The following is a 22,693-nucleotide window of genomic DNA, read 5'->3' on the forward strand; positions in this document are numbered from 1 at the left end:
AATCACACCATGGCAACGAGGAAGATACTCAGTATTGTTCTCACCGCGCATAACTGCGAGGCCTATCTGAACGATGCGTTGAGCAGCCTGAAACATGCGTTAGGCGGGATGGCCGAAGGTTATGAAATTATCCTGATTAGCGATGCATCCACCGATCGCACGGCAGAAATGCTGCAGCGGTTCGCCAGCGATAACGCCCATACACAGGTGTTCCAGGTTGAATTCCGTAATATTGGCAAAGTGCGAAACTTCGCTATCGAGCAATGCAGCGGTGAGTACGTCACCATGATTGACGGTGACGATCAGGTTTTGCCGGGCTCACTGGCTGATATCATGCGCTATCTGGCCGCCACCAAGCCCGATCTGTTGCTGACCGGGCTGAATGAAATCTACCCCCACAGCAAGCAGCCGGTAACGTGGGGCGGGCTGCAGCCAAAGCCGCTGACGCAGCAGGCAGCCATCAAAACGTTCCTGATCCACAAAGATTTTCAGGCGCACTTTATTGGCCAGTTTATCCGGCGCGGGCTGCTGGCGGCTCATCCGTTCCCCGAGTTCAAGTGCTATGAAGACGCCTACCTGTTCCCGACGATCCTGAACCACTGCCAGAATATTATTTTTTCGCCGCGCGGGCACTATCTGTATTTCAAACGCGGCAACAGCCTTTCCAGCCAGATTGACGAGCAAAAGATCAATCTGCTGGTTGAAGCCACCGCCAAGATGGACCGGGATTTTGGCCCGCAGTACGCCAACCTGATCGCCTGCCACTGGCTCAAGATTTACCAGCGCTATGGGGAAACGCTGCCCGATTCGCGCAACCGCCAGCGGATTGTCGCGCGCATCAACAGCATCCGCCCGCTGTCTTTCTTGCTGGATCCGGCTATACGATTGAGTTTTAAAAGAAAATACCTACAGGCCAGACATGGGAAATAGCCGGATAAGCCAACTGCTGGGGTTAGCGCCCGGCAGTGAGCATGGCATTAAGGAAACCCGGTATCCGGGCCGAGAAGGCCAGCCTTCGGGTAACGGCTACCCTATCGCCTTCGGCGTTGACGGCAACTTCATCCGTCACGCCTGTATCGCCATTCAATCGCTGATCGCCCAGGCGGGATCTGCGCAACTTCGCTTCCATCTGATCACCTCGGAAGATACCGCCGGCGTGGCGGACAAGCTGCAGGCGCTGGTCGCCGGCACCGATCACGGTATCCACACCCACCAGCTCCCGGCGGCGCTTTTTGCCAACCTGCCGGCCACGGCGCTGTTCACCAAAGCCATTTACTACCGCCTGTTGGCACCCTATCTGCTTGAGCAGCAAGAAACCCTTCTTTACCTGGACGCCGATATCGTCTGCATCAACCCGTTTATCACGATTTATCAACAGCTAGCCGCTACGCCGGAAGTGGCCTGCGTGGTGAGCGAGGATGCGCCTTTGGCGGCGGGCCTGGCTGGCAAGATAGGCCTGCACGGCACACGTTATTTCAACTCCGGCATGCTGCTGATCGACGTGCAACGCTGGTTGCAGGCCGCCATCAGCGAGAAGGTGCTCGCGGTGCTGGAGGAACGCGGGGATCATTTCCAGTATATGGATCAGGATGCGCTGAATATTGTCCTGGAAGGCAACGTTAAATTTATAGATCGAAAATACAATACGATTTTCATGCTGGAGCATAACGAGAAAGGCTATGCCAAGATGCCGGCAAATAACACGGTATTCCTGCATTATGCCGGTGCAGATAAACCCTGGCAGCAGTGGAATAAACAACGAGGCTGCCGTTTTTATACGGATATTTACCAAACATCGCCCTGGGCAGCCTGGCCTTTTGATTTGCCACGGCACGATCAGCAGGCAAAAAAAATGTATAAGCGGCTTTTCCGCGAAAAGAAATACCTTTCGGGTTTACGCTGGTATATCCGTTATTTCATCTTGCGCTACGGTAAATGAGGAAGCAAAGTGCCGAACGAATCACGCAACACATTGATCATTTTTAATCTTTGTTTTTTAGCGTTGATCGCTTCCCTGGCGATGCTCTTGGCGATCAAGGGGTATCCAGAGAAGATTTTTTATCTCACCAGCTATGTGGCGGTGATCTACAGCGTGGTGCATATCTATAAAAACCCGCGCAGCCTGCTGGAAAACAAGGCGTTGCTTTGCCTGCTGGTTTCCCTGCTGCTGTTTGGCGCCAGCAAGTTAATCTGGGCCGAGCTGTTCCACAACACCCATTTCACGGATATCAGGGACAACTACCATACCGTCGGGAAACGCTTTCTGCTGGCCGCCTTTGTGCTGTTTTATTTTTACCAATGCCGCACATTGCTGCATAAAGACGTCTTGAAACTCGGCGTGGTGATGCTGTTTATTGGGCTGTTTGCGGCGCTGTGGCTGGGCTATGCCTCCCGCCCGACCCTTGAAGATTCCCGCGTGAAATGGACCACCGATGCGGCAACCACCGGCGCCTATGTGGCCGTGATTATTTGCATGGCTGCCGCCGTGCTGGTGCGCAAATGCTTTCAGGCGTCCAAAGTGTCGGTCGCGTTGTTCCTGGCGATCTTTATCATCAATATGGCCATGGTGCTGATGACCGAAACCCGGGCCGCCATTTTATTTACCCCGGTGTTATACATCGCCTTCTTCCTCACCTATTACCGCCATATCAGTAAGCATATACAGGCCATGCTGGCCGCCGTGATGCTCGCCGGCGCCGCGCTGGTGCTTTACGGCACCTGGGATCGCGTGGCGCAAATACAAACGGATATCGCACAGTACCACACGAATAACGACACCTCGATTGGCTCGCGTTTCTCGATTTGGAAATCCGGCTGGTACAGCGTCGCTCCGCGCTTCCTGGGGCAAAACCCCGACCTGCGCTATCAGAAAGTGGAAGAATATGTAAACCGCTATGAAAGGGGCAACCCGGAGGCCTCGCGGAATCTGGCCTACCATCTGCATAATGACATGCTCGAAACCCTTTCGCTGCAGGGAATATTCGGCCTGCTGGCGCTACTGTGCTTTTACCTCTCCGGCCTGTGGTTTTCACTGAAAAAAAGCGTTATCAGCAACAGCGGCACTTTTTTTGTGATGGCGCCGATAGTGGTATTTGGCATCACCGACGTGGTGCTGATACAAAGCCATACCGCACTGGTGGTGGTGATGACGATGGCGCTGTCTCTGCCGGCGCTGCGCCAGAAAGCGTAAACAAACAGGCCCCTGAATCGCATTCAGGGGCCTGCTGCTACCCGCCGAGACGTCTTCAGCCTGCTGCGCTAAAGCAATATTTCCCGTAGCAGCCCATACACCTGGTCCACCTCAATCACGCTTAATGGGAAGCGCGGATCGCGCGGCGCCTTGTCTTTGTCATCCGGGTTGATATACAGGATCCGGTGCAGCTCAGGATCCTGATACGGCCCGGTATGCCGCGGGTTGGCGGTGTAAAACAGGCTGACGGTGCGCGTTTGCAGCGCAACGGCCAGGTGCAACGGCCCGGTATCGCCGGTAATCAGCACATCCAGTTGCTCAATGATCGCCAACAGTTGCAGCAGCGTGGTTTTGCCAATATAGCTGGTAACCCTTTGCTGCTCTTCGGGCGACAGCGCGGCCAGGAATTGGCGCTCCAGCTCTTTTTCCTTGCCGCTGCCAATCAGCACGATGTGGTATTGCTCACCCAGCGCAAACAGCTTGCGCGCCAGGCCGACAAAATTCTCCCGCGGCCAGCAACGCTGTTCTTCTGAAGCCCCCATCTGGAAGCCGATCAGGGTTTTGTTGGTAATCGCCGGCAGCGCATTAAACCGCACCGGGATGCGCATATGGGTATCGCGGTTATCGCAGCCGAGCACCTGCAATAAATCCAGCTTGCGCTGAATCAGGTGGCCTTCATAGCTGCCCTGATGGCAATAAACCCACTGATTCATGTAATCGCCGTCACAGTTGTAGTTGTCACGGATGATGTAATGGCTACCGGAAAGCACCGCGCTCAGCACGTCATAAGGAATGTAGGAGTGCAGGATCACCGACAGTTCAGGCTTCATTTTGCGCAGGCGGCTAACCAGGCTGAAAATATTCTTAACCTTGTTGTCCCAATAAATAACTTCGTCGAAATAATCGCTGCCCGCCACCAATTGGCGGTTTTTCTCGCTCGATACCAGCGTGAACCTGGCGTTAGGGTAACGCTGTTTCAGCGCATGGATCGCCGGCGTATTAAACATCAGATCGCCAAGCGCGGTGCTGGAATAAATCACGATGCTGCTGAACTCAAGCTTGGCGTTTAAGCCGGCAATATGCTTCATATTGCCAAAGAACCGGGTATATACCTTCAGGAAACGATTGACGGAATCAATCTTGCTTTTCTTCATCTATGCTCAGCTCTTCTTGGTCTGATAATACTCGGCCAGGGTCATGCCGACCGTGCGCGGTTGCAGCCAGGCAAACAGCTGTTCCAAATCGCGGTATAACGCCTCGATATCCTGCGCGTTTTTAAACGTCGGGCTGCCGCCCGGCATAAATTCGGAGGAATGCAGCATAAATTCAACGTAGTCATTGCCTTCCGCCAGGCAACGTTCGGCCACCCGCTTCATTTTATCCAGATTATTGCCGGTCGGGCGCAGCCAGTGCACCGAAGGCGAACGCCGTTTGCCACGCAGCCGATCGTATCCTTGCTTGAGGGCGTTCATCAGCCCGGAGTGCCGGTACTGGATACTGACAGGCACCTCCAGCAACGCAGACTGGCCTGGGCGGGCGATGTTTTGCGGATCGATAAAATAAGCGTGCGCCGGGAAGTGGCGGTAATCGGTACCGCCGTTGCCCTGCGGGTTGCCGGGCGAATACTGCCAGTTGACGCGCGGCGTGACCGAGCAGTCTACCCGGTAGCCATATTCCAACAGCAGTTGCGCATAATATTCGTTAAACGCCCAGCGCCCGGCGCGGTGGCTAAGCATCTTGGTCTGGAACGCGTCTTCCAGCAGCTTGGTCATGTGATCGACCTTGGCACGGATTTGCTCTGCCGGATATTCAATCAGATACGGTTTGTAGCGCCAGTCGTCTTCGGTCAACGGCGCCAACGGCGGGCTGTTCCAGGCATGCAGGTGCATGCCCACTTCGCCGGTGCCGCGCGCGATGACATCGCGGGCAAACTCGACATAACCGGCATCCGATGCCATCTCGTAATTGGTGAGATAAACCGGCTTGAACGCATATTTCTCGCACAACGCCTGGAAGCGCGGCAGAAAACGCGTATTTTCAGTCGAAATGCGATCGTGGTTTTGCCACAGGTTATCGCCTTCGGTATCAATCGTGATGAGAAACGCCGGTTTGGTCATAAATATCTAGCCTGATATCAACAGAGTGCATATGTTACGCAGCCCGTTTGTTCAGGGCAAACGACTTTGCTGCCAGCATTGGACAACGTGGGCCGGCGTTTGTCACCCTGCGGCGCGCTTTTTTTCACGGCGCAGCAAGAAAACCGGGCAACAGTAGCCACATGCTATCACGTCCTTTAGAATCAACGGTTGGTCATACGGAAAGAGCCCATCATGAATAAAGCGCCAGCCCCAGTTCCAGCAGCATCCATACAACGTATCTTATTGATAAAATTACGCCACCACGGCGATATGCTGTTGACCACGCCGGTGATCAACACCCTGCGGGCCAACTATCCGCAGGCGAAAATCGACGTGCTGTTGTATAAGGAAACGCAGGACATGCTGGCCAGCAACCCGGCGCTATCAACGGTGTTCGCCATTGATCGCCAATGGAAAAAGCTGGGCGCCAAAGCCCATCTGGGCCACGAATGGCGGCTGATTCGCCAACTGCGGGCGCAGCGTTACGATCTGGTCGTCAACCTGGCTGACCAATGGCGCAGCGCCATCGTCACACGGATGACGGGAGCACGTATCCGCCTGGGGTTTGACTTCCCCAAACGGCGCGGCTTCCTCTGGCGCCACTGCCACACCCAACTGGTGCCGGTAGACGGGCATGGCGCCATGCACACCGTGGAACAGAACCTCTCGCTGCTGCAACCGTTGGGGCTGGCCACCACCAGCCAGCAGGTCACCATGAGCTACACGCCGCAAGATTGGCAAGCCAGCGAGCTGCTGCTGCGGGAACAAGGGGTCAACGGTGACTATATCGTGGTGCAGCCTACCTCCCGCTGGTTCTTCAAGTGTTGGAGCGAAGAAAAAATGGCGGCAACCATCAGCGCGCTGCAGGCCGACGGCCACACGCTGGTGCTCACCGCCGGGCCTGATGCCAAAGAGCGAAATATGGTCGAGCAAATTTTGGCGCATTGCCCGGCCCAGGGCGTGGTTTCCCTGGCCGGCCGTTTGACCCTGCGCCAGCTTGCCGCGCTGATTGACCATGCCCGCCTGTTTATCGGCGTGGATTCCGTACCGATGCATATGGCCGCCGCGCTGCAAACCCCCTGTATCGCACTGTTCGGCCCGTCAAAACTGACCTTTTGGCGCCCCTGGCAGGCGATCGGCCAGGTTATCTGGGCCGGCGATTACGGCCCCCTGCCCGATCCGGATGATATTGATACCGGCACCGAACAGCGTTACCTCGACCTTATTCCTGCAGACGCGGTGATCGCCGCCGCGCGGAGCCAGCTCCTATGAAAGCATGTCGTTTGGCGATAGTGCGCCAAAAATACCGCCCGGACGGCGGTGCCGAACGTTTTGTGTCCCGCGCTCTGGAGGCGCTGGAACAGCAAGACCTTGAACTGAACGTCATCACCCGTGAATGGCAGGGCGATGCCAACCCCAACTGGCATATCCACTTGTGCAACCCGATGAAATTCGGCCGTATCAGCCGGGAACGCGGGTTTGCCGAAGCGGCACGCACGCTGTGGCAGGCGGAAAAGTTCGATCTGGTGCAAAGCCATGAGCGCATCCCGGGCTGCGATATCTATCGTGCAGGCGACGGCGTGCACCGCCGCTGGCTGCTGCAGCGCGCGCGCCTGTTGCCGGAATGGCGGCGCAAATTTCTGTTCTCCAACCGCTTTCACCGCTATGTCATGTGCGCCGAACGCGCCATGTACGCCGCCCCAGAGCTAAAAGCGGTGATTTGCAACGCCGAGATGATCAAACAAGAGATCATCGCCGATTTTGGCGTGCCGGCCGACAAAATCACCGTGATCTACAATGCCATTGATAACCAGAAGTTTCTGCCGGCCAGCGAGGCATTACGCCACCAGCTGCGCCAGCAGTATCAAATCCCACAGGCGGCGCACTGCCTGATTTTCGTCGGCTCCGGTTTCGAACGCAAAGGCCTGGCGGCGGCAATCCGCGCCATCGCCCCCACCCATAGCTACCTACTGGTGGTGGGCAAGGACAAGGCGGAAAAACGTTACCGGGCATTGGCGCAATCACTGGGCTGCGGCGAGCGCGTGCGCTTTATGGGCGTGCAGCAACAAACGCTGCCGTTTTATCAGGCGGCGGACGCCTTGCTGCTGCCGACGCTGTACGATCCGTTCCCCAACGTGATTCTGGAAGCCATGTCGTGCGGCTTGCCGGTGATCACCAGCACCACCTGCGGCGGTGCGGAGTTCATCACCCCGGGGCAAAACGGCTTTGTCGCCGACGCGCTGGACGTCAACGCACTGACCGACGCCATCCACGCCTTGCCCCCGCAGGCGCTGGGCTCAACCATGGGTGAAGCTGCGCGGCTGCGCATTATGTCGGCCACGCCGGCGCACCTGTCGCAACAGCTGATTTCACTTTATAACCGCTTGCTGGACTGATTATGCGTATCCTGATGATTATCGATGGCCTGCCGGGCGGCGGTGCCGAAAAGGTGGTGCTGACCCTGTGCCAGGGCATGCTGAATATGGGCCATAGCATCAGCCTGATATCCCTGAGCGACGTCTGCAATTACGCGATACCGCAAGGCATCCATTACCAGGTGGTGGCCGATCGCTGCCGCAAACCGTGGCGCAAACTGACCGAACTTTCACGCCGCGCCGCGCAGCTTGACCGCGCCGTGATGGCGCAGGAACAACAGCATGGCGCTTACGATTTGGTGTTGTCCAACCTGCATAAAACCGACCGCATCGTCCGGCGCAGCCGCGTGCTAGCGCCCGATCGCCTGTGGTTCTGCATCCACGGTATTCTTTCCACTTCCTATCTTGGCCACCGTAAAGGGCTGGACCGCTGGCTGAAACAGCGCAAGATTGCCCGGATTTACCAACGGCAGAATATCGTGACCGTTTCCCAGGCGGTGGGGGACGATCTGCGGCAAAACCTGGCGATTCAGCCCAAGCGGCTGGCAGTAATCAATAACCCGTTCGATATCGCCGAGATTGAACGGCTGGCAGCCGCCCCTTGCGATCTGGCCGGGAAAGACTATCTGGTGCACGTTGGGCGTTTCCACCCGCAAAAGCGCCATGATCGCCTGCTGAAAGCCTATGCGCTGTCGGGCATCCAGGCGCCGCTGGTGTTGATCGGCACCGGAAGCGACAGCCGGATCGCGGCGGCCCGGCAGTTGGCAGAGCAGTTGGGCATTGCCGAACGCGTGCTGTTCCTTGGCTTCCAGGCCAACCCCTTCCCGTACATCAAACAGGCGGCGCTGCTGGTGCTTAGCTCCGACAGCGAAGGGTTTGGCAACGTGCTGGTGGAAGCGCTGCTGTGCGGCACGCCGGTGGTCAGCACCCGCTGCCCGGGCGGGCCGGCCGAGATCCTGGAAAAAGCCGGCATGGGGCTGGCGCTGGCCGAGCTGGATGAACAGTCGCTCGCGGAAAAAATGGCGGCCATCTACCGAGATCCGCCGCCGATTAATCGGCCACACTTAATGAGCTATGGCCTGGACGCCATATGCCGCCAATACCTGGCGCTGAAAGATCGCTAACCGGCGGCACGATGCCCGGCCGGGGCATCGGCTAATGCAGCGGCTGCATTTTCTGCCAGACGTCTTCCACCGAAACATCAATACAATCGCCGGAAGGCGTCTGCAAGATGTGGTACTGCCCCGACCACGGGTGCCAGGCGGCCTGGTCGGTATCGCCAAACAGCACCACCTGCGTTTTATTCAACGCCGAGGCCAGGTGCATTTGCCCGCCGTCGCTGCATAACACCATTTCGCACCGGTCAAAGCCCGCCAGCAGCTCACGCACGGATGCCGTGGGGTACAGGGCTACCGGCGCCCCCTGGCACTGCGCCAGCAATTGCTCGGCGCGTTTTTGGTCGCCGATGTCATCGGGGGCCAGCGTGCCCTGCGGCGACCAGAAAATCAGCGCCGAAACGCCGTGTTCCGCCAGGCGGCGGATGATTTCGGCATAGCGTTCGACCGGCCAGCGCCGTTTGGGGCTGCGGCTGCTGATGTGCACGGCAAAAATCCGCTGCGCGCCGGGCAACAGTGCCTGCACCCTTTGCGCCGCCTGCCGGCGCTCTTCATCCGTTAAATAAACCCGCACATCGGGTATCGGCGGAGGGTTATCGGTCAGCGCCGAAAGATAGCTGAAGGTTCGCTCTACCTGATGCTGGCCGTGAAAATCAGCCGAGGTGAACGGGCGATCGATATCGCCATTACCCAGATCGGCGCCGATAATATGTTTGACTCCCGCCATTTTGGCGAGCCGCAGGCTGTATTTACACGGCACCGGGTTTGCCAGGATCGCCGCATCAAAGGTTATTTTCCGCAGCCGCAGAAAAATCATCAGCCGCTGCCAATACACCCCGAGCGTGGTTTCATTTTTGGCTTTATGTTTGGCTTTTTTATAGATAAATACCTGTTCAAGATGCGGGTTGTTTTTCACCACGTCCTGGCTGACCTTATTGATCAACAGATAAAGCCTGGCCTCAGGATAGGCTATTTTTAGCCCTTCGATTAACGGTGTCGTACAAACAAGATCGCCAATATTATCGCGGCGAATAATTAAAATATTCTTCATGCCAAACCTTTAGGCGAAATCCCCGCCTGTTGCCTGAAACTGACACCCGGATTACCAAAGTAGCGCCCTTTCCCACACAGATATGGTACTATTCTGAATAACCCATATAAATGAAATTGATAGAATGTTACTGCGTTTATATCAGGTATTACTCTACCTCATCCAACCCCTGATCTGGCTACGTTTATTACTGCGCAGCCGTAAAGCGCCAGCCTATCGCCAGCGCTGGGCCGAACGCTACGGCTTCTGCGCCGGGAAAGTCGCGCCTGGCGGTATCATGCTGCATTCTGTTTCCGTTGGTGAAACCCTCGCCGCGATCCCATTAGTGCGCGCGCTGCGCCACCGCTACCCCCATTTGCCGATTACTGTGACCACGATGACCCCGACAGGTTCAGAGCGGGTACAGTCGGCCTTTGGCAAAGATGTTCACCACGTTTATCTGCCCTACGATCTGCCAGGCTCAATGCGCCGCTTTCTCGATCGGGTGAACCCGAAGCTGGTCATTATCATGGAAACCGAGCTGTGGCCGAACCTGATTAATGCACTGCATCAGCGCCAAATTCCCCTGGTGATCGCCAATGCGCGGCTTTCTGCGCGCTCGGCCGCCGGTTACCAGAAAATCGGCGGCTTCGTGCGCGATATGCTGCGCCGTATCACCCTGATTGCCGCACAGAATCAGGAGGATGGCGATCGCTTTCTGGCATTGGGCCTGAAACGCTCGCAGTTGGCGATAACCGGCAGCCTAAAGTTTGATATCTCGGTAACCCCGGAGCTGGCGGCCCGTGCGTTGACGCTGCGCCGCCAATGGGCGCCACACCGGCCGGTGTGGATCGCCACCAGCACGCATGAAGGCGAAGAAGCCATCCTGCTGGAAGCACATGGCAAACTGCTGGAAAAACACCCGGATTTGCTGCTGATCCTGGTGCCGCGCCACCCGGAGCGCTTCCAAACCGCCAAGGAGCTGGCACAGAAAGCCGGCTTTAGCTACATCACCCGCAGCAGCGGCGATGTGCCTTCCGGCAGCACGCAAGTGGTGATCGGCGATACCATGGGCGAACTGATGTTGCTGTACGGCATTGCCGATCTGGCCTTCGTTGGCGGCAGCCTGGTGGAACGCGGCGGGCATAACCCGCTGGAAGCCGCCGCCCACGCCATCCCGGTGTTGATGGGGCCGCATACCTTTAATTTCAAGGATATCTGCAGCAAGCTGGCTGAAGCCGAAGGGTTAATCACCGTCACCGACGCCGACGCCCTGGTCAGGGAAATCGGCACTCTGCTGACCGATGAAGACTACCGCCGCTATTATGGCCGGCATGCGGTGGAAGTGCTGTATCAGAACCAAGGGGCGTTGCAGCGCCTACTGCAATTGCTGGAGCCCCACCTGCCGCCACGGAGCCAATAAATGCGCCAGCGTAAAACCCTGTCGGTGGTGATGATCGCCAAAAACGAAGCCGGCCTGCTCGCCGAGTGCCTGGGTTCCGTCGCCTGGGCCGATGAGATCATCGTGCTGGACTCCGGCAGCACGGACGGCACGGCCACCCTCGCGGCTGAACTGGGCGCCCAGGTCTTCAGCCATACCGACTGGCAGGGCTTCGGCAAACAGCGCCAACGGGCGCAAAGCCACGCCAACTGCGATTATGTTTTGATGATCGACGCCGACGAACGGGTGACGCCGGAGCTGCGCCAGGCCATCGAGCAGGTGCTCACGGCGCCCGACGACAACGCCGTTTACAGCCTTGGCCGCCGCAACCTGTTCCTGGGCCGCTTCATGCGCCACAGCGGCTGGTACCCGGACCGCGTCAACCGCTTATACGCCAGACAACGCTACCGCTATAATGACGATCTGGTGCACGAATCATTAAACACCAACGGCGCGAAAGCGATCGCGCTGCATGGCGATCTGCTGCACCTGACCTGCCGGGATTTTTTCGCTTTCCAGCGCAAGCAATTGCACTATGCTCAGGAGTGGGCCACTCAGCGCCATCAGGCTGGTAAGCGCTGCGGGTATCTTTCCATCCTGACCCACACGCTGGGCACCTTCTGCAAAACCTGGCTACTGCGCGCAGGGTTCCTGGATGGCAAACAGGGGTTGCTGCTGGCCGTCGTCAACGCGCAGTATACGTTTAACAAGTACGCCGCGCTGTGGGCCCTGAACCGCCATTATTCAGAGAAATAAATCATGACCAGAAAAGCCATCTATCCCGGAACGTTCGATCCCATGACCAACGGCCACCTGGATTTGGTGACACGTGCGTCATTGATGTTCGATCGCGTCGTGCTGGCCATTGCCGCCAGCCCGGGGAAAAAACCGTTATTTTCGTTGGATGAACGTGTGGCGATGGCGACCGCAGTCACCTCGCATCTAAAAAACGTGGAAGTGGTGGGGTTTAGTGAACTGATGGCCCATTTTGCCGCCCATCAGAACGCCAATATCCTGGTGCGCGGCCTGCGCGCGGTATCCGACTTTGAATATGAGCTGCAGTTGGCGAACATGAATCGCCACCTGATGCCAACGCTGGAAAGCGTCTTTATGATGCCTTCCGAGGAGTGGTCGTTTATCTCTTCTTCATTGGTGAAGGAAGTAGCGCGCCACGGCGGCGACATCGCCCCGTTCCTGCCGGATGCCGTCACCCAGGCACTACTGAAAAAACTCGCCGAGCAGTAATTAACGCTGGCAGCGGCGGCAAAAAAAGGTGCTACGCTGCCCGTGTTTCGCCGCCTCAATCGGCGCGCCGCACGCCCGGCATGGCTCGCCTGCCCGGCCATACACCTGCAGTTCCTGCGCAAAATAGCCGGGCTTGCCGTCCGACTGCAAGAAATCGCGCAGCGTGGTGCCCCCTTGTTCAATCGAACGCAACAGCACCGCTTTGATGGTCGCCACCAGCAGATCCGCTTCAGCCTGGCTCAGCGAGGCCGCCGGCCGATCGGGCATGATCCCGGCGCTGAACAGGGATTCGCTGGCATAAATGTTCCCCACGCCCACCACCAGCTTATTATCCATTAGCCAGGGTTTGATTAACGTACGTTTATTACGCGACTTATCAAACAGATAACGGCCATTGAAGGCTTCACTCAGCGGCTCTGGCCCAAGGTGAGCCAACACATTGCTGGCGGCCAGATCTTCACACCATAACCAGGCGCCGAAACGGCGCGGATCGGTATAGCGCAGGATCATGCCGTTGCTGATCACCAGATCGACATGATCGTGCTTGCCGGCTTCGGTTTCCTCCGCCAGCATCCGCAGGCTGCCCGACATGCCCAGGTGCACGATAATCCAGCCCGTATCCAGCTCGATCAGCAGATATTTGGCGCGGCGCTGCACGCTGCGCACCGGGCGATCGCTCAGCGCCTGGATCTGCTCCGACACCGGCCAGCGCAAGCGGGCATTGCGCACCACGGCGTATTGAATACTGTGGCCGACAAGATAAGGTTCGATGCCACGGCGGCTGGTTTCAACTTCTGGTAATTCAGGCATGCTGCGCTCCCCGTCATCTTATAGCCAATGGGCTCACGGCGGCCCGCATCGGGAACCCATTGGCTATAATACAAAAAACCCGGCCGAAGCCGGGTTTTACTTAATCCACTAAAATTACTTGATTTTAGCTTCTTTGTAGATCACGTGTTGACGGACAACCGGATCGAATTTCTTCAGTTCCAGTTTTTCCGGCTTAGTACGCTTGTTCTTCGTAGTGGTATAGAAGTGACCAGTACCAGCAGAAGAAACCAGCTTGATCTTCTCGCGAACACCTTTAGCCATGATTCAGTTCCTTAATACTTCTCACCACGGGCACGCAGATCGGCCAGGACCGCTTCGATACCCTTCTTATCAATAACACGCATACCTTTAGCAGATACGCGCAGAGTTACAAAGCGCTTCTCGCCCTCAACCCAAAAACGGTGAGAGTGCAGGTTAGGCAGAAAACGGCGTTTGGTCGCGTTCAGTGCGTGGGAACGGTTGTTACCGCTCACCGGGCGCTTGCCAGTAACTTGGCAGACTCGGGACATGTCTATTCTCCAAAAATCAAATCAGCTCGAGCTTCGTATAGGGTATGGCCGCCTCGTCAGGCTTTAGAGCCCATCTCAGCAAACTTCCTACTGAGGAGACTCTCGTCATCAGGTCAGAAACCACACACCAGGTTAGAAACCTGCTGAGATAGGCTCTTAACGCCAAACCCAAGATTCTCAAAGGTGGCGTAGTATACGCTCTGAAGCGTAAGTGCTCAAGTCCCGAACAGCTAAAGATCCCTCAAGGATCGCGAAAAAGTTGCTTAAAGCCATCCGCGCTCGGCAAAAGAAGCGCATTCCCCCCGGCCGATAACCAAATGATCGAGCACTCGGATCTCCAATAACCGGCATGCATTCACCACTTGCTCAGTAATCAGACGATCGGCACGACTGGGCTCTGCCTTACCCGAGGGGTGATTATGCGCCAGAATGATGGCGGCTGCATTAGCCTTCAGCGCAGCACGCACAATTTCTCTTGGGTGTACGACGACGCTGCTGATAGTACCAACAAACATCTCCTGGTGGCGAATAACCCGGTGCTGATTGTCCAAAAACAGCACAAGAAAAACTTCCCGTTCGTGGTGTGCCAGCAAGCTATGCAGATAGTGCTGGGTCACCTTAGGGCTCAGCATGGCATTCTCCTGCGCCAGATGGCCGGAGAAAAAGCGAAACGCCAGCTCCGAAACCGCCTGCAACTGGGCATAGGTGGCGGCACCCAGCCCTTTATGGCTGCTGAACTGCGCAAAGTCGGCGGCCAAAAGGCCATGCAACGAGCCAAACTGCGCCAGCAGTTGCTCTGCCAACCGGATAACATGCAGGCCCGGCAAGCCGGTGCGTAAAAAAATGGCCAGCAGTTCGGCATCCGAAAGCGCCGCTGCGCCATCGCGTAATAATTTTTCCCGTGGCGCCAGATTCCCTGGCCACGGCGAGATTTCCTGGCTGTTCATCGTCCCTCCCTGAATACGCTGGAGCATGCCACACCTGCCGTGATGGCACGACAGGTGATTGATAATATTGCGGTGTTGTCCGCAATCTGCTGCGGGGCACGGACGAAGCGCTCACCTGGCCGGCGGTTATGCTAAAATGCCGCATCTTTCAGCTTTCAATCGGACAATGATGATGACGGGACTTTCCGGCAAACATATTGTGCTTGGCATCAGCGGCGGCATCGCCGCCTACAAATGCCCGGAGCTGGTGCGCCGCCTGCGCGACAGGGGCGCCGACGTGCGGGTGGTCATGACCAGTGCGGCAAAAGCCTTTATCACACCGTTGACGCTACAGGCCGTTTCCGGGTTCCCGGTGGCGGACGATCTGCTCGATCCCGCGGCGGAAGCCGCAATGGGCCACATTGAGCTTGGGAAATGGGCGGATCTGGTTATTCTGTCGCCGGCCACGGCCGATCTGCTGGCGCGGGTCGCCGCCGGCATGGCCAACGATCTGCTCACCACCGTTTGCCTGGCGACCGATGCGCCCATCGCCGCCGCCCCGGCCATGAACCAACAGATGTACCGCGCAGCGGCAACCCAGGCGAACCTGGCAACACTGCAGGCGCGCGGCATGTTGCTGTGGGGCCCGGACAGCGGCAGCCAGGCCTGCGGCGATGTCGGCCCTGGCCGCATGCTGGATCCGCTGGCTATCGTCGAGCTGGCGCACAATTACTTTGCTGCGCCACAAGATTTGCAACATCTTAAGGTGATGATTACCGCCGGCCCGACGCGTGAAGCGTTGGATCCCGTGCGTTTCATCAGCAACCACAGCTCGGGCAAAATGGGGTTTGCCATTGCGCGCGCCGCCGCCGCGCGCGGTGCGCAGGTGACGCTGATCGCCGGGCCGGTCAATCAGCCTACGCCGCCGCAGGTAACCCGCGTGGACGTCACCAGTGCGCTGGAAATGCAGCAGGCGGTGCAGGCGCAGGCCGCGACACAAGATATTTTTATCTCCTGTGCCGCAGTGGCGGATTACCGCGCCGAACAGATTGCCGATGAAAAAATAAAAAAACAGGGTGATGAGATCACCCTGAGAATGGTAAAAAACCCCGACATTGTCGCCGGCGTCGCTGCGATGGTGAAAAATCGTCCGTTTGTCGTCGGGTTTGCCGCCGAAACCCAGAATGTGGAAGAATACGCGCGGCAAAAACTGGTGCGTAAAAAGCTGGATTTAATTTGCGCCAATGATGTAACGCTTGCAGGGCACGGTTTCAACAGCGATACCAACGCACTGCACCTTTTTTGGCACGATGGGGACAAACGCCTGGCGCTCAGCGATAAGGCACTCCTTGGCCAACGTTTAATAGACGAGATAGTCAGCCGCTATGATGAAAAAAATCGACGTTAAGATTCTCGACCCGCGTATCGGTCAGGATTTCCCTTTACCGACTTATGCCACACCAGGTTCAGCCGGTCTTGATCTTCGCGCCTGTCTGGACAACGCCGTTGAGCTGGCCCCTGGCGCCACGACGCTGCTGCCTACCGGCCTGGCAATCCACATCGCCGACGCCAGCCTGGCGGCGGTGATCCTGCCGCGCTCCGGCCTTGGCCACAAACACGGCGTGGTGCTGGGCAACCTGGTCGGCCTGATCGATTCCGACTACCAGGGCCAACTGATGGTTTCCGTCTGGAACCGCGGGCAGACGGCCTTTACCATCCAGCCGGGTGAGCGCATTGCACAGATGGTCTTCGTGCCCGTGGTGCAGGCCGAATTCAACCTGGTCGAGGAATTTGGCGACAGTGAACGTGGCGAAGGCGGCTTCGGCCACTCTGGCCGCCTCTGACAGCCCAGCAGTGAACAAAAGGCAGGGAATGCTGCAAATCCCTATCCCCCAGGGCGCAGGGTTGCGCCCTACGGTAGGGTTTACCCGGTAATAACAACACCGCACGCCAGATAGCGCGGAAAAACAGGCCAACAGGCCGCAGCCCCTACACCGTAAAAAGCAATTATATAAGTTGCTCAGGGTTCCCCTGCAGCGGCCGGTGCCTGGGTTTGGAAGTCTAAGCTGTTTTAGCAAGGGTCTAATCTGACATGGCAGAAAAAGAAAATACCAAAAGGAATCGGCGCGAGGAGATATTGCAGGCACTGGCCCAGATGCTGGAATCCAGCGATGGCAGCCAGCGTATTACCACAGCCAAACTCGCGGCAAACGTCGGTGTCTCTGAAGCCGCACTTTATCGGCATTTTCCCAGCAAGACACGTATGTTTGACAGCCTGATCGAGTTTATTGAAGACAGTCTGATCACGCGCATCAACCTGATCCTGCAGGATGAGAAAGAGACGTTGAACCGCCTGCGCCTGATTCTGTTGCTGATTCTGGGCTTCGCTGAACGCAACCCCGGCCTGACCCGCATTATGACGGGCCACGCGCTGATGTTCGAACAGGATCGCTTACAGGGCCGCATCAACCAGTTGTTTGAGCGGATAGAAGCCCAGCTTCGCCAGGTATTAAAGGAGCGCAAGCTGCGGGAAGGAAAAGGCTTTATCACCGATGAGACGCTGCTGGCAAGCCAACTGCTGGCTTTCTGTGAGGGCATGCTTTCGCGCTATGTGCGCTCGGAGTTCCGCTACCGCCCGACGCAAGAATTTGACGGCCGCTGGGCGCTGCTGGCAACGCAGTTGCAATAATATTACGCCGGGCCAAGCCCGGCGTAATGGTTTTACACGCCGTACTGTTGGCGATAGGCACGCACCGCCGCCAGGCGATCCGCCATCTGCGGCTTCTCTTCCAGGTAAGTAATCAGATCTTCCAGCGTGACGATGGAAATCACTTTGCAGTGATAATCGCGCTCCACTTCCTGAATCGCGGAAATCTCGCCCAGGCCACGTTCCTGGCGATCGAGCGATATCAACACCCCGGCCAGGCTGGCGCCGCTGGCATTGATGATCTCCATTGATTCACGAATAGCAGTGCCGGCGGTGATCACATCGTCCACCAGCATTACCCGGCCCTGTAGCGGGCTGCCCACCAGGTTGCCGCCTTCGCCATGGGTTTTGGCCTCTTTGCGGTTGAAGCAGTAAGGCACGTCGCGCTCGTGGTGCTCCGCCAATGCCACGGCGGTGGTGGTGGCGATCGGGATGCCCTTATACGCCGGGCCGAACAGCAGATCGAAATCAATGCCGGAATCCACCAGCGCCTCAGCATAGAAACGCCCTAACAACGCAAGATCGCGCCCGGTATTAAACAGGCCGGCGTTAAAGAAATACGGGCTGGTGCGGCCGGATTTCAGCGTGAATTCACCGAACTTCAAAACCTGTTTGTTAAGCGCGAACTCGATAAACTGGCGCTGGTAGGCTTTCATTACTGCATCTCCTCGTCTGATTATTACGCGTACGCTGCCCGAAGGCCGGGCACAAAAAAGGCGACTTCTCAGCCGCCTTAAAAATTACTCTGCCAGCGCGGCTTTCTGCGCCTGGAAAATGGTTTCGATACCGCCCCGGGCCAGTGCCAACAAGGCTAACAGCTCTTCATGGCTGAACGGTTCGCCTTCTGCGGTGCCCTGCACTTCGATCATCCGGCCATCTTCCATCATCACCACGTTCATATCGGTTTCCGCCGCGGAATCTTCCACGTATTCCAGATCGCAAACCGCTTCGCCGCCGACGATGCCGACGGAAACCGCCGCCACTAGCCCTTTCATCGGGTTCGCTTTCAGCTTGCCGTTGGCAACCAGGGTATTGAGCGCATCCGCCAGTGCCACGCAGGCCCCGGAAATGGATGCGGTGCGGGTGCCGCCGTCTGCCTGCAAGACGTCGCAATCGAGGGTGATGGTGTATTCACCCAGTTTTTTCAAATCCACCGCGGCGCGCAGTGAACGGGCGATCAGGCGCTGGATTTCCAGCGTGCGGCCGCCCTGCTTGCCCCTGGCCGCTTCGCGGGCGTTACGGCTGTGGGTGGAACGCGGCAGCATGCCGTATTCCGCGGTGATCCAACCCTGGCCCTGGCCTTTCAGGAAACGGGGAACGCCCTCTTCCACGGTGGCGGTGCACAAGACTTTGGTATCGCCAAACTCAACCAGCACTGAACCTTCAGCGTGTTTCGTGTAGTGACGGGTTAATGTCAGGGGGCGAACTTGTTGTGCTGCTCTGCCTGCTGGGCGCATGGGTTTCTCCGGCTTCTCATTCATCTATGATTGGCTGCGCATTATACGAGCTTCACGACGTTATGCCTATCCTGCCCGCCGGCACAACGCTATAATCGAGCCATCTTTAACTGACTTTACGGGTACGCACGATGATCCGCAGCATGACAGCCTACGCCCGGCGTGAAATCAAGGGTGAATGGGGCAGCGCAGCTTGGGAGCTGCGTTCCGTTAACCAACGCTATCTTGAAACCTATATCCGCCTGCCGGAGCAGTTCCGCAGCCTGGAGCCGGTGATCCGCGAACGCATCCGCGCCCGTTTAACCCGCGGCAAGGTTGAATGCAACCTGCGTTTTGATCTGGATCCGAGCGCGCAAAGCTCACTCATTCTGAACGAGAAACTGGCAAAACAGCTGGTGGAAGCCGCCAACTGGGTGAAAATGCAAAGCGACGAAGGGGAAATCAATCCCATCGATGTGTTGCGCTGGCCGGGCGTGATGTCTGCCCAGGAACAGGATCTGGATGCCATCAGCGCCGATCTGATGCAGGCGCTGGACAGTGCCCTGGATGACTTTATCGCCGCCCGCGAAAGTGAAGGCACCGCGCTGAAAGCGCTGATTGAGCAGCGGCTGGACGGCGTGCTGGCGGAAGTCGCCAAAGTGCGCGCCCAGATGCCAAACGTGATGCAGTGGCAGCGCGAACGTCTGGTAAGCAAGCTGGAAGAAGCGCAGGTTCAGTTGGAAAACACCCGCCTGGAACAAGAGCTGGTGTTGATGGCGCAACGCATCGACGTTGCCGAAGAGCTGGACCGCCTGGAAGCGCACGTAAAAGAAACGCACAACATCCTGAAAAAGAAAGAAGCCGTCGGCCGCCGCCTCGACTTCATGATGCAGGAATTCAACCGCGAATCGAATACTCTGGCGTCTAAATCAATTAATGCCGAGGTCACCACCTCAGCGATTGAGCTGAAGGTGCTGATTGAGCAGATGCGCGAACAGATCCAAAATATCGAATAATTTCCACCCTGTTCCACCGACTGCCACAACGCCCTGTTTTCAGGGCGTTTTTGTTGCTATCAACGTCTGCTACCCAGCATGGTCGAAGATGTTTCCGATCCGAAAGGCCACCTATATTCTTGGTGCTTCACGCAGAAACATTAATTGCCTTTGCAAACAAGCGCTGGTTAATATCCCAGTATGGAGTGATAAACACAAAGGAAAACAAGATGCTGAATCGCCATCATCACACCCCACGAATTTTTCGTCTTACCTCCTCAGTGGGAACCTGTGGAACCAACACTCCCGACGAAGTGAAAGCGGTTCAGCAGTTGATTGATAATGCCGGTTATCAGTTGGCCACCGGACAAACGTTAGCCATAAATGGTCGCTGCGACAAAACTACCACCGAGGCAATACGCTGGTATCAGCGCCTGTTAAACATGTCACCGAATGGCCTGATTCAGCCTACTGATACTTGGTTTATACAGGCGCTTAACGAAGCCAACGCCCCACACTGGCGGCCAAAACACAGCGGCGGGCATTAGGCCAAATCACGTTCGATGCAGAGGGCGTGGACTATAATGGCAAAGAAGACAGCCCGTATACAGCCGCCGTTTTCTGGATGCGCAAAAAAAAATGGAAAGCCTACCGGGATGAACTCTGCCTGTCAGTGGCTACTGAACTGGACGAAGATTCCTACGATTATCAGTCCTACATTGATCAGTGCCAGATAAACCTGAACAATAATCATGCCAACGAAATAGCGCAAATGGGGCTGCCACCAGCAAACTAATGCTCTTCTCGCCAGCGCGGTGCTCAATTCCCACTGGCGGCTTAACGCCAACTGCCCATCCTGAAAACCGCCAGGCCTTGCCCTTTCGAAGCGGATTGCTCCCTAGTCTTAATAATATCGCCTTACCGCCATAGGAATAGAATTCACCGCCATTATTGAATAGAGTGTGTACTTTTGGTTGTACTCTGTTCCCCGCAGCCTCACCGCAAGCGAGGAAAAATTCATCGACGTGAAAGGATACTTTTCTGGCATGAACCGCAGACGTTTTATCCAAGCTTCCTTCGCCCTTGCCGCTACCTGCGGAACTCCCACACTCGCTACTCTGTTTACCCGCTCGGCCTGGGGCCAAGACGGCATTGCCGATGGCCGCGCCACTGCCTTTGATTTTTCCACACTTCAGAATATGGCCCGCGAGCTGGCGCAAAAACCATGGAGCGGCGCAGCGAAGCCGGTGCCGACGGCGCTGGCTAGCCTGACGCCCCAGGCTTATAACAGCATCCAGTACGACGCCGGCCACTCTCTGTGGAACGGCATCGATAACCGCCAACTGGACGTGCAATTCTTCCACGTCGGCATGGGGTTCCAGCGCCGGGTGCGGATGTACTCCCTCGATCCGAAAACCCGTCAGGCGCAGGAAATCCACTTCCGTCCGGAACTGTTCAACTACCACGATGCCGGCATTGATACCCACCAGTTGGAAGGGCAGTCCGATCTGGGGTTCGCCGGTTTTAAAGTGTTTAAATCGCCCGAGCTGTTTCGCCGCGACGTGCTCTCCTTCCTTGGCGCCAGCTACTTCCGCGCGGTAGACGAGACCGGGCAGTACGGTTTGTCTGCGCGCGGGTTGGCGGTTGATACGTACACCAACGCCCAAGAGGAATTCCCGGATTTCACCGCCTTCTGGTTTGAAACACCGAAAGCCAGCGACACCACGTTTGTGGTCTATGCGTTGCTGGACAGCCCCAGCATCGCCGGCGCGTACAAATTCACCATCCATTGCGAAGCCAAACGGGTGGTGATGGACATCGAAAACCATCTGTACGCCCGCAAGGATATTCAGCAGTTGGGCGTGGCGCCGATGACCAGCATGTTCAGCTGCGGCACCAACGAACGGCGGATGTGCGATACCATTCATCCGCAAATCCATGATTCCGATCGCCTGGCCATGTGGCGCGGCAACGGCGAATGGATCTGTCGGCCGCTGAATAACCCGCAGCGCCTCCAGTTCAATGCGTTTGCTGATGACAATCCGAAAGGGTTCGGCCTGTTGCAGTTGGATCACGATTTCAACAGCTATCAGGACGTGATGGGCTGGTACAACAAACGCCCGAGCCTGTGGGTGGAGCCGCGCAACAACTGGGGCAAAGGCTCGGTTTCGCTGATGGAGATCCCCACCACCGGCGAGACGCTGGATAACATCGTCTGCTTCTGGCAGCCGGAAAACCCCGTCAAGGCAGGCGACACCCTCAATTTCCAATATCGCCTGTACTGGAGCGGCCTGCCGCCGGTGCACACGCCGCTGGCGCGGGTCTACGCCACCCGCACCGGCATGGGCAGCTTCCCGGAAGGCTGGGCGCCGGGCGAACATTTCCCGCAGCAATGGTCGCGCCGTTTCGCCGTTGATTTTATCGGCGGCGATTTAAAAGCCGCGGCGCCGAAGGGAATTGAACCGGTGATTACCCTTTCCAGCGGCGAAGCGAAACAGATCGAGATCCTGTACGTAGAGCCGTTCGACGGTTACCGCATCCTGTTCGACTGGTACCCAACCTCAGACGCCACCGATCCGGTGGAGATGCGCATGTTCCTGCGCTGCCAGGGAGAGGCCATCAGCGAAACCTGGCTGTATCAGTATTTCCCGCCGGCCGCGGATAAGCGCAAATACATAGACGATCGCCAAATGCGATAAAAAAATGCGGCACAGAGCGCCATCTGTGCCGCATTCCCTTCTTCCAACCACCAGCA

General features: G+C 57.1%; 25 protein-coding genes. 16 read left to right on the forward strand and 9 right to left on the reverse strand.

The window, feature by feature from the left end; translation table 11 throughout:
- Positions 1-9: 9 nt before the first annotated feature.
- From ABFX35_RS23300 to ABFX35_RS23310, 3 genes are read left to right on the forward strand one after another with little or no spacing between them, the layout of a single operon-like run.
- Positions 10-930 (forward strand): glycosyltransferase family 2 protein, encoded by a 921-nt coding sequence (locus ABFX35_RS23300; protein ID WP_346083121.1) that lies wholly within the window; start codon positions 10-12, stop codon positions 928-930.
- The gene (locus ABFX35_RS23305; protein ID WP_346083123.1) at positions 920-1,939 is read left to right on the forward strand and encodes a glycosyltransferase family 8 protein; all 1,020 of its coding nucleotides are present in this window, start codon (positions 920-922) and stop codon (positions 1,937-1,939) included. Before ABFX35_RS23300 ends, ABFX35_RS23305 begins: the two co-directional genes overlap by 11 nt.
- Positions 1,940-1,948: 9 nt before the next feature.
- Positions 1,949-3,190 carry an O-antigen ligase family protein gene (locus ABFX35_RS23310; protein WP_346083125.1) on the forward strand — a complete coding sequence of 414 codons (1,242 nt, stop codon included), beginning with the start codon at positions 1,949-1,951 and terminating at the stop codon, positions 3,188-3,190.
- Between the two features lie 68 nt (positions 3,191-3,258).
- On the opposite strand, the gene ABFX35_RS23315 is transcribed toward ABFX35_RS23310, so the two are convergent.
- Both ABFX35_RS23315 and ABFX35_RS23320 read right to left on the reverse strand, forming a co-directional pair.
- Entirely contained in the window at positions 3,259-4,344 is a 1,086-nt protein-coding gene (locus ABFX35_RS23315) for a glycosyltransferase family 9 protein (RefSeq protein WP_279022939.1), read from the reverse strand.
- 6 nt (positions 4,345-4,350) lie between these two features.
- Entirely contained in the window at positions 4,351-5,307 is a 957-nt protein-coding gene (locus tag ABFX35_RS23320) for a polysaccharide deacetylase family protein (RefSeq protein ID WP_346083127.1), read from the reverse strand.
- A gap of 210 nt (positions 5,308-5,517) precedes the next feature.
- Here ABFX35_RS23320 and rfaQ point away from each other — a divergent pair, with 210 nt between their 5' ends.
- The 3 genes from rfaQ to ABFX35_RS23335 are packed head-to-tail and all read left to right on the forward strand — an operon-like array spanning position 5,518 to position 8,827.
- Positions 5,518-6,600 carry a putative lipopolysaccharide heptosyltransferase III gene (rfaQ, locus tag ABFX35_RS23325; protein ID WP_121553487.1) on the forward strand — a complete coding sequence of 361 codons (1,083 nt, stop codon included), beginning with the start codon at positions 5,518-5,520 and terminating at the stop codon, positions 6,598-6,600.
- Positions 6,597-7,724 carry a glycosyltransferase family 4 protein gene (locus tag ABFX35_RS23330; RefSeq protein ID WP_279022943.1) on the forward strand — a complete coding sequence of 376 codons (1,128 nt, stop codon included), beginning with the start codon at positions 6,597-6,599 and terminating at the stop codon, positions 7,722-7,724. The genes rfaQ and ABFX35_RS23330 overlap by 4 nt, the downstream gene beginning before the upstream one ends.
- 2 nt (positions 7,725-7,726) lie before the next feature.
- The gene (locus ABFX35_RS23335) at positions 7,727-8,827 is read left to right on the forward strand and encodes a glycosyltransferase (RefSeq protein ID WP_346083129.1); all 1,101 of its coding nucleotides are present in this window, start codon (positions 7,727-7,729) and stop codon (positions 8,825-8,827) included.
- Positions 8,828-8,858: 31 nt separating this feature from the next.
- On the opposite strand, the gene ABFX35_RS23340 is transcribed toward ABFX35_RS23335, so the two are convergent.
- Positions 8,859-9,869, reverse strand: a complete 1,011-nt coding sequence (locus tag ABFX35_RS23340) for a glycosyltransferase family 9 protein (RefSeq protein WP_279022947.1) — start codon at positions 9,867-9,869, stop codon at positions 8,859-8,861.
- Between the two features lie 124 nt (positions 9,870-9,993).
- Between ABFX35_RS23340 and waaA the strand changes: the two genes are divergently transcribed.
- From waaA to coaD, 3 genes are read left to right on the forward strand one after another with little or no spacing between them, the layout of a single operon-like run.
- Complete coding sequence (gene waaA / locus ABFX35_RS23345) at positions 9,994-11,271, forward strand: lipid IV(A) 3-deoxy-D-manno-octulosonic acid transferase (protein ID WP_346083131.1); 1,278 nt, start codon at positions 9,994-9,996, stop codon at positions 11,269-11,271.
- Entirely contained in the window at positions 11,272-12,045 is a 774-nt protein-coding gene (locus ABFX35_RS23350; RefSeq protein ID WP_346083133.1) for a glycosyltransferase family 2 protein, read from the forward strand.
- Between the two features lie 3 nt (positions 12,046-12,048).
- On the forward strand, positions 12,049-12,534 hold the full coding sequence (gene coaD / locus ABFX35_RS23355; protein ID WP_121553445.1) for a pantetheine-phosphate adenylyltransferase: 486 nt from the start codon (positions 12,049-12,051) through the stop codon (positions 12,532-12,534).
- Here the strand turns inward: coaD and mutM are convergent, their stop codons facing one another.
- The 4 genes from mutM to radC all read right to left on the reverse strand — a co-directional run bounded on the left by mutM (position 12,535) and on the right by radC (position 14,821).
- Entirely contained in the window at positions 12,535-13,344 is an 810-nt protein-coding gene (gene mutM / locus ABFX35_RS23360) for a bifunctional DNA-formamidopyrimidine glycosylase/DNA-(apurinic or apyrimidinic site) lyase (protein ID WP_346083136.1), read from the reverse strand.
- A 114-nt stretch (positions 13,345-13,458) separates the two neighbouring features.
- Complete coding sequence (gene rpmG / locus ABFX35_RS23365) at positions 13,459-13,626, reverse strand: 50S ribosomal protein L33 (protein WP_004392084.1); 168 nt, start codon at positions 13,624-13,626, stop codon at positions 13,459-13,461.
- An 11-nt stretch (positions 13,627-13,637) separates the two neighbouring features.
- Positions 13,638-13,874 carry a 50S ribosomal protein L28 gene (rpmB, locus tag ABFX35_RS23370; protein WP_095846592.1) on the reverse strand — a complete coding sequence of 79 codons (237 nt, stop codon included), beginning with the start codon at positions 13,872-13,874 and terminating at the stop codon, positions 13,638-13,640.
- A gap of 263 nt (positions 13,875-14,137) precedes the next feature.
- Complete coding sequence (gene radC / locus ABFX35_RS23375; RefSeq protein ID WP_346083178.1) at positions 14,138-14,821, reverse strand: RadC family protein; 684 nt, start codon at positions 14,819-14,821, stop codon at positions 14,138-14,140.
- 169 nt (positions 14,822-14,990) lie between these two features.
- Between radC and coaBC the strand changes: the two genes are divergently transcribed.
- From coaBC to slmA, 3 genes are all read left to right on the forward strand, one after another.
- Positions 14,991-16,208, forward strand: coding sequence for a bifunctional phosphopantothenoylcysteine decarboxylase/phosphopantothenate--cysteine ligase CoaBC (coaBC, locus tag ABFX35_RS23380; RefSeq protein WP_346083179.1), 1,218 nt, complete (start codon positions 14,991-14,993; stop codon positions 16,206-16,208).
- On the forward strand, positions 16,186-16,644 hold the full coding sequence (dut, locus tag ABFX35_RS23385; protein WP_095846589.1) for a dUTP diphosphatase: 459 nt from the start codon (positions 16,186-16,188) through the stop codon (positions 16,642-16,644). Before coaBC ends, dut begins: the two co-directional genes overlap by 23 nt.
- 248 nt (positions 16,645-16,892) lie before the next feature.
- Positions 16,893-17,489 (forward strand): nucleoid occlusion factor SlmA, encoded by a 597-nt coding sequence (gene slmA, locus ABFX35_RS23390; RefSeq protein ID WP_095846588.1) that lies wholly within the window; start codon positions 16,893-16,895, stop codon positions 17,487-17,489.
- A gap of 32 nt (positions 17,490-17,521) precedes the next feature.
- On the opposite strand, the gene pyrE is transcribed toward slmA, so the two are convergent.
- Both pyrE and rph read right to left on the reverse strand, forming a co-directional pair.
- A complete protein-coding gene (pyrE, locus tag ABFX35_RS23395) occupies positions 17,522-18,163 on the reverse strand; it encodes an orotate phosphoribosyltransferase (protein WP_095846587.1) in 642 nt (213 codons plus the stop codon).
- An 84-nt stretch (positions 18,164-18,247) separates the two neighbouring features.
- Complete coding sequence (gene rph, locus ABFX35_RS23400) at positions 18,248-18,964, reverse strand: ribonuclease PH (protein ID WP_095846586.1); 717 nt, start codon at positions 18,962-18,964, stop codon at positions 18,248-18,250.
- Between the two features lie 131 nt (positions 18,965-19,095).
- Here rph and ABFX35_RS23405 point away from each other — a divergent pair, with 131 nt between their 5' ends.
- From ABFX35_RS23405 to ABFX35_RS23420, 4 genes are all read left to right on the forward strand, one after another.
- Positions 19,096-19,959 (forward strand): YicC/YloC family endoribonuclease, encoded by an 864-nt coding sequence (locus ABFX35_RS23405; RefSeq protein WP_279022957.1) that lies wholly within the window; start codon positions 19,096-19,098, stop codon positions 19,957-19,959.
- Positions 19,960-20,168: 209 nt separating this feature from the next.
- On the forward strand, positions 20,169-20,486 hold the full coding sequence (locus ABFX35_RS23410) for a peptidoglycan-binding domain-containing protein (RefSeq protein ID WP_346083143.1): 318 nt from the start codon (positions 20,169-20,171) through the stop codon (positions 20,484-20,486).
- A gap of 26 nt (positions 20,487-20,512) precedes the next feature.
- Entirely contained in the window at positions 20,513-20,734 is a 222-nt protein-coding gene (locus tag ABFX35_RS23415) for a hypothetical protein (RefSeq protein WP_346083145.1), read from the forward strand.
- Between the two features lie 250 nt (positions 20,735-20,984).
- Positions 20,985-22,637, forward strand: coding sequence for a glucan biosynthesis protein D (locus tag ABFX35_RS23420; RefSeq protein ID WP_279022962.1), 1,653 nt, complete (start codon positions 20,985-20,987; stop codon positions 22,635-22,637).
- The last annotated feature ends 56 nt before the right edge of the window (positions 22,638-22,693 follow it).

Source organism: Gibbsiella dentisursi, assembly GCF_039539505.1.
Taxonomy (GTDB): Bacteria; Pseudomonadota; Gammaproteobacteria; order Enterobacterales; family Enterobacteriaceae; genus Gibbsiella; species Gibbsiella quercinecans.

Coding starts and splice junctions, on each gene's coding strand:
- ABFX35_RS23315 (WP_279022939.1), bottom strand. CDS start 4,344: ATGAAGAAAAGCAAGATTGATTCCGTCAATCGTTTCCTGAAGGTATAT.
- ABFX35_RS23350 (WP_346083133.1), top strand. CDS start 11,272: ATGCGCCAGCGTAAAACCCTGTCGGTGGTGATGATCGCCAAAAACGAA.
- ABFX35_RS23335 (WP_346083129.1), top strand. CDS start 7,727: ATGCGTATCCTGATGATTATCGATGGCCTGCCGGGCGGCGGTGCCGAA.
- rpmB (WP_095846592.1), bottom strand. CDS start 13,874: ATGTCCCGAGTCTGCCAAGTTACTGGCAAGCGCCCGGTGAGCGGTAAC.
- coaD (WP_121553445.1), top strand. CDS start 12,049: ATGACCAGAAAAGCCATCTATCCCGGAACGTTCGATCCCATGACCAAC.
- ABFX35_RS23420 (WP_279022962.1), top strand. CDS start 20,985: ATGAACCGCAGACGTTTTATCCAAGCTTCCTTCGCCCTTGCCGCTACC.
- rpmG (WP_004392084.1), bottom strand. CDS start 13,626: ATGGCTAAAGGTGTTCGCGAGAAGATCAAGCTGGTTTCTTCTGCTGGT.
- ABFX35_RS23300 (WP_346083121.1), top strand. CDS start 10: ATGGCAACGAGGAAGATACTCAGTATTGTTCTCACCGCGCATAACTGC.
- waaA (WP_346083131.1), top strand. CDS start 9,994: ATGTTACTGCGTTTATATCAGGTATTACTCTACCTCATCCAACCCCTG.
- pyrE (WP_095846587.1), bottom strand. CDS start 18,163: ATGAAAGCCTACCAGCGCCAGTTTATCGAGTTCGCGCTTAACAAACAG.
- ABFX35_RS23340 (WP_279022947.1), bottom strand. CDS start 9,869: ATGAAGAATATTTTAATTATTCGCCGCGATAATATTGGCGATCTTGTT.
- rph (WP_095846586.1), bottom strand. CDS start 18,964: ATGCGCCCAGCAGGCAGAGCAGCACAACAAGTTCGCCCCCTGACATTA.
- dut (WP_095846589.1), top strand. CDS start 16,186: ATGATGAAAAAAATCGACGTTAAGATTCTCGACCCGCGTATCGGTCAG.
- ABFX35_RS23405 (WP_279022957.1), top strand. CDS start 19,096: ATGATCCGCAGCATGACAGCCTACGCCCGGCGTGAAATCAAGGGTGAA.
- radC (WP_346083178.1), bottom strand. CDS start 14,821: ATGAACAGCCAGGAAATCTCGCCGTGGCCAGGGAATCTGGCGCCACGG.
- ABFX35_RS23320 (WP_346083127.1), bottom strand. CDS start 5,307: ATGACCAAACCGGCGTTTCTCATCACGATTGATACCGAAGGCGATAAC.
- coaBC (WP_346083179.1), top strand. CDS start 14,991: ATGATGACGGGACTTTCCGGCAAACATATTGTGCTTGGCATCAGCGGC.
- slmA (WP_095846588.1), top strand. CDS start 16,893: ATGGCAGAAAAAGAAAATACCAAAAGGAATCGGCGCGAGGAGATATTG.
- ABFX35_RS23410 (WP_346083143.1), top strand. CDS start 20,169: ATGCTGAATCGCCATCATCACACCCCACGAATTTTTCGTCTTACCTCC.
- mutM (WP_346083136.1), bottom strand. CDS start 13,344: ATGCCTGAATTACCAGAAGTTGAAACCAGCCGCCGTGGCATCGAACCT.
- ABFX35_RS23330 (WP_279022943.1), top strand. CDS start 6,597: ATGAAAGCATGTCGTTTGGCGATAGTGCGCCAAAAATACCGCCCGGAC.
- ABFX35_RS23305 (WP_346083123.1), top strand. CDS start 920: ATGGGAAATAGCCGGATAAGCCAACTGCTGGGGTTAGCGCCCGGCAGT.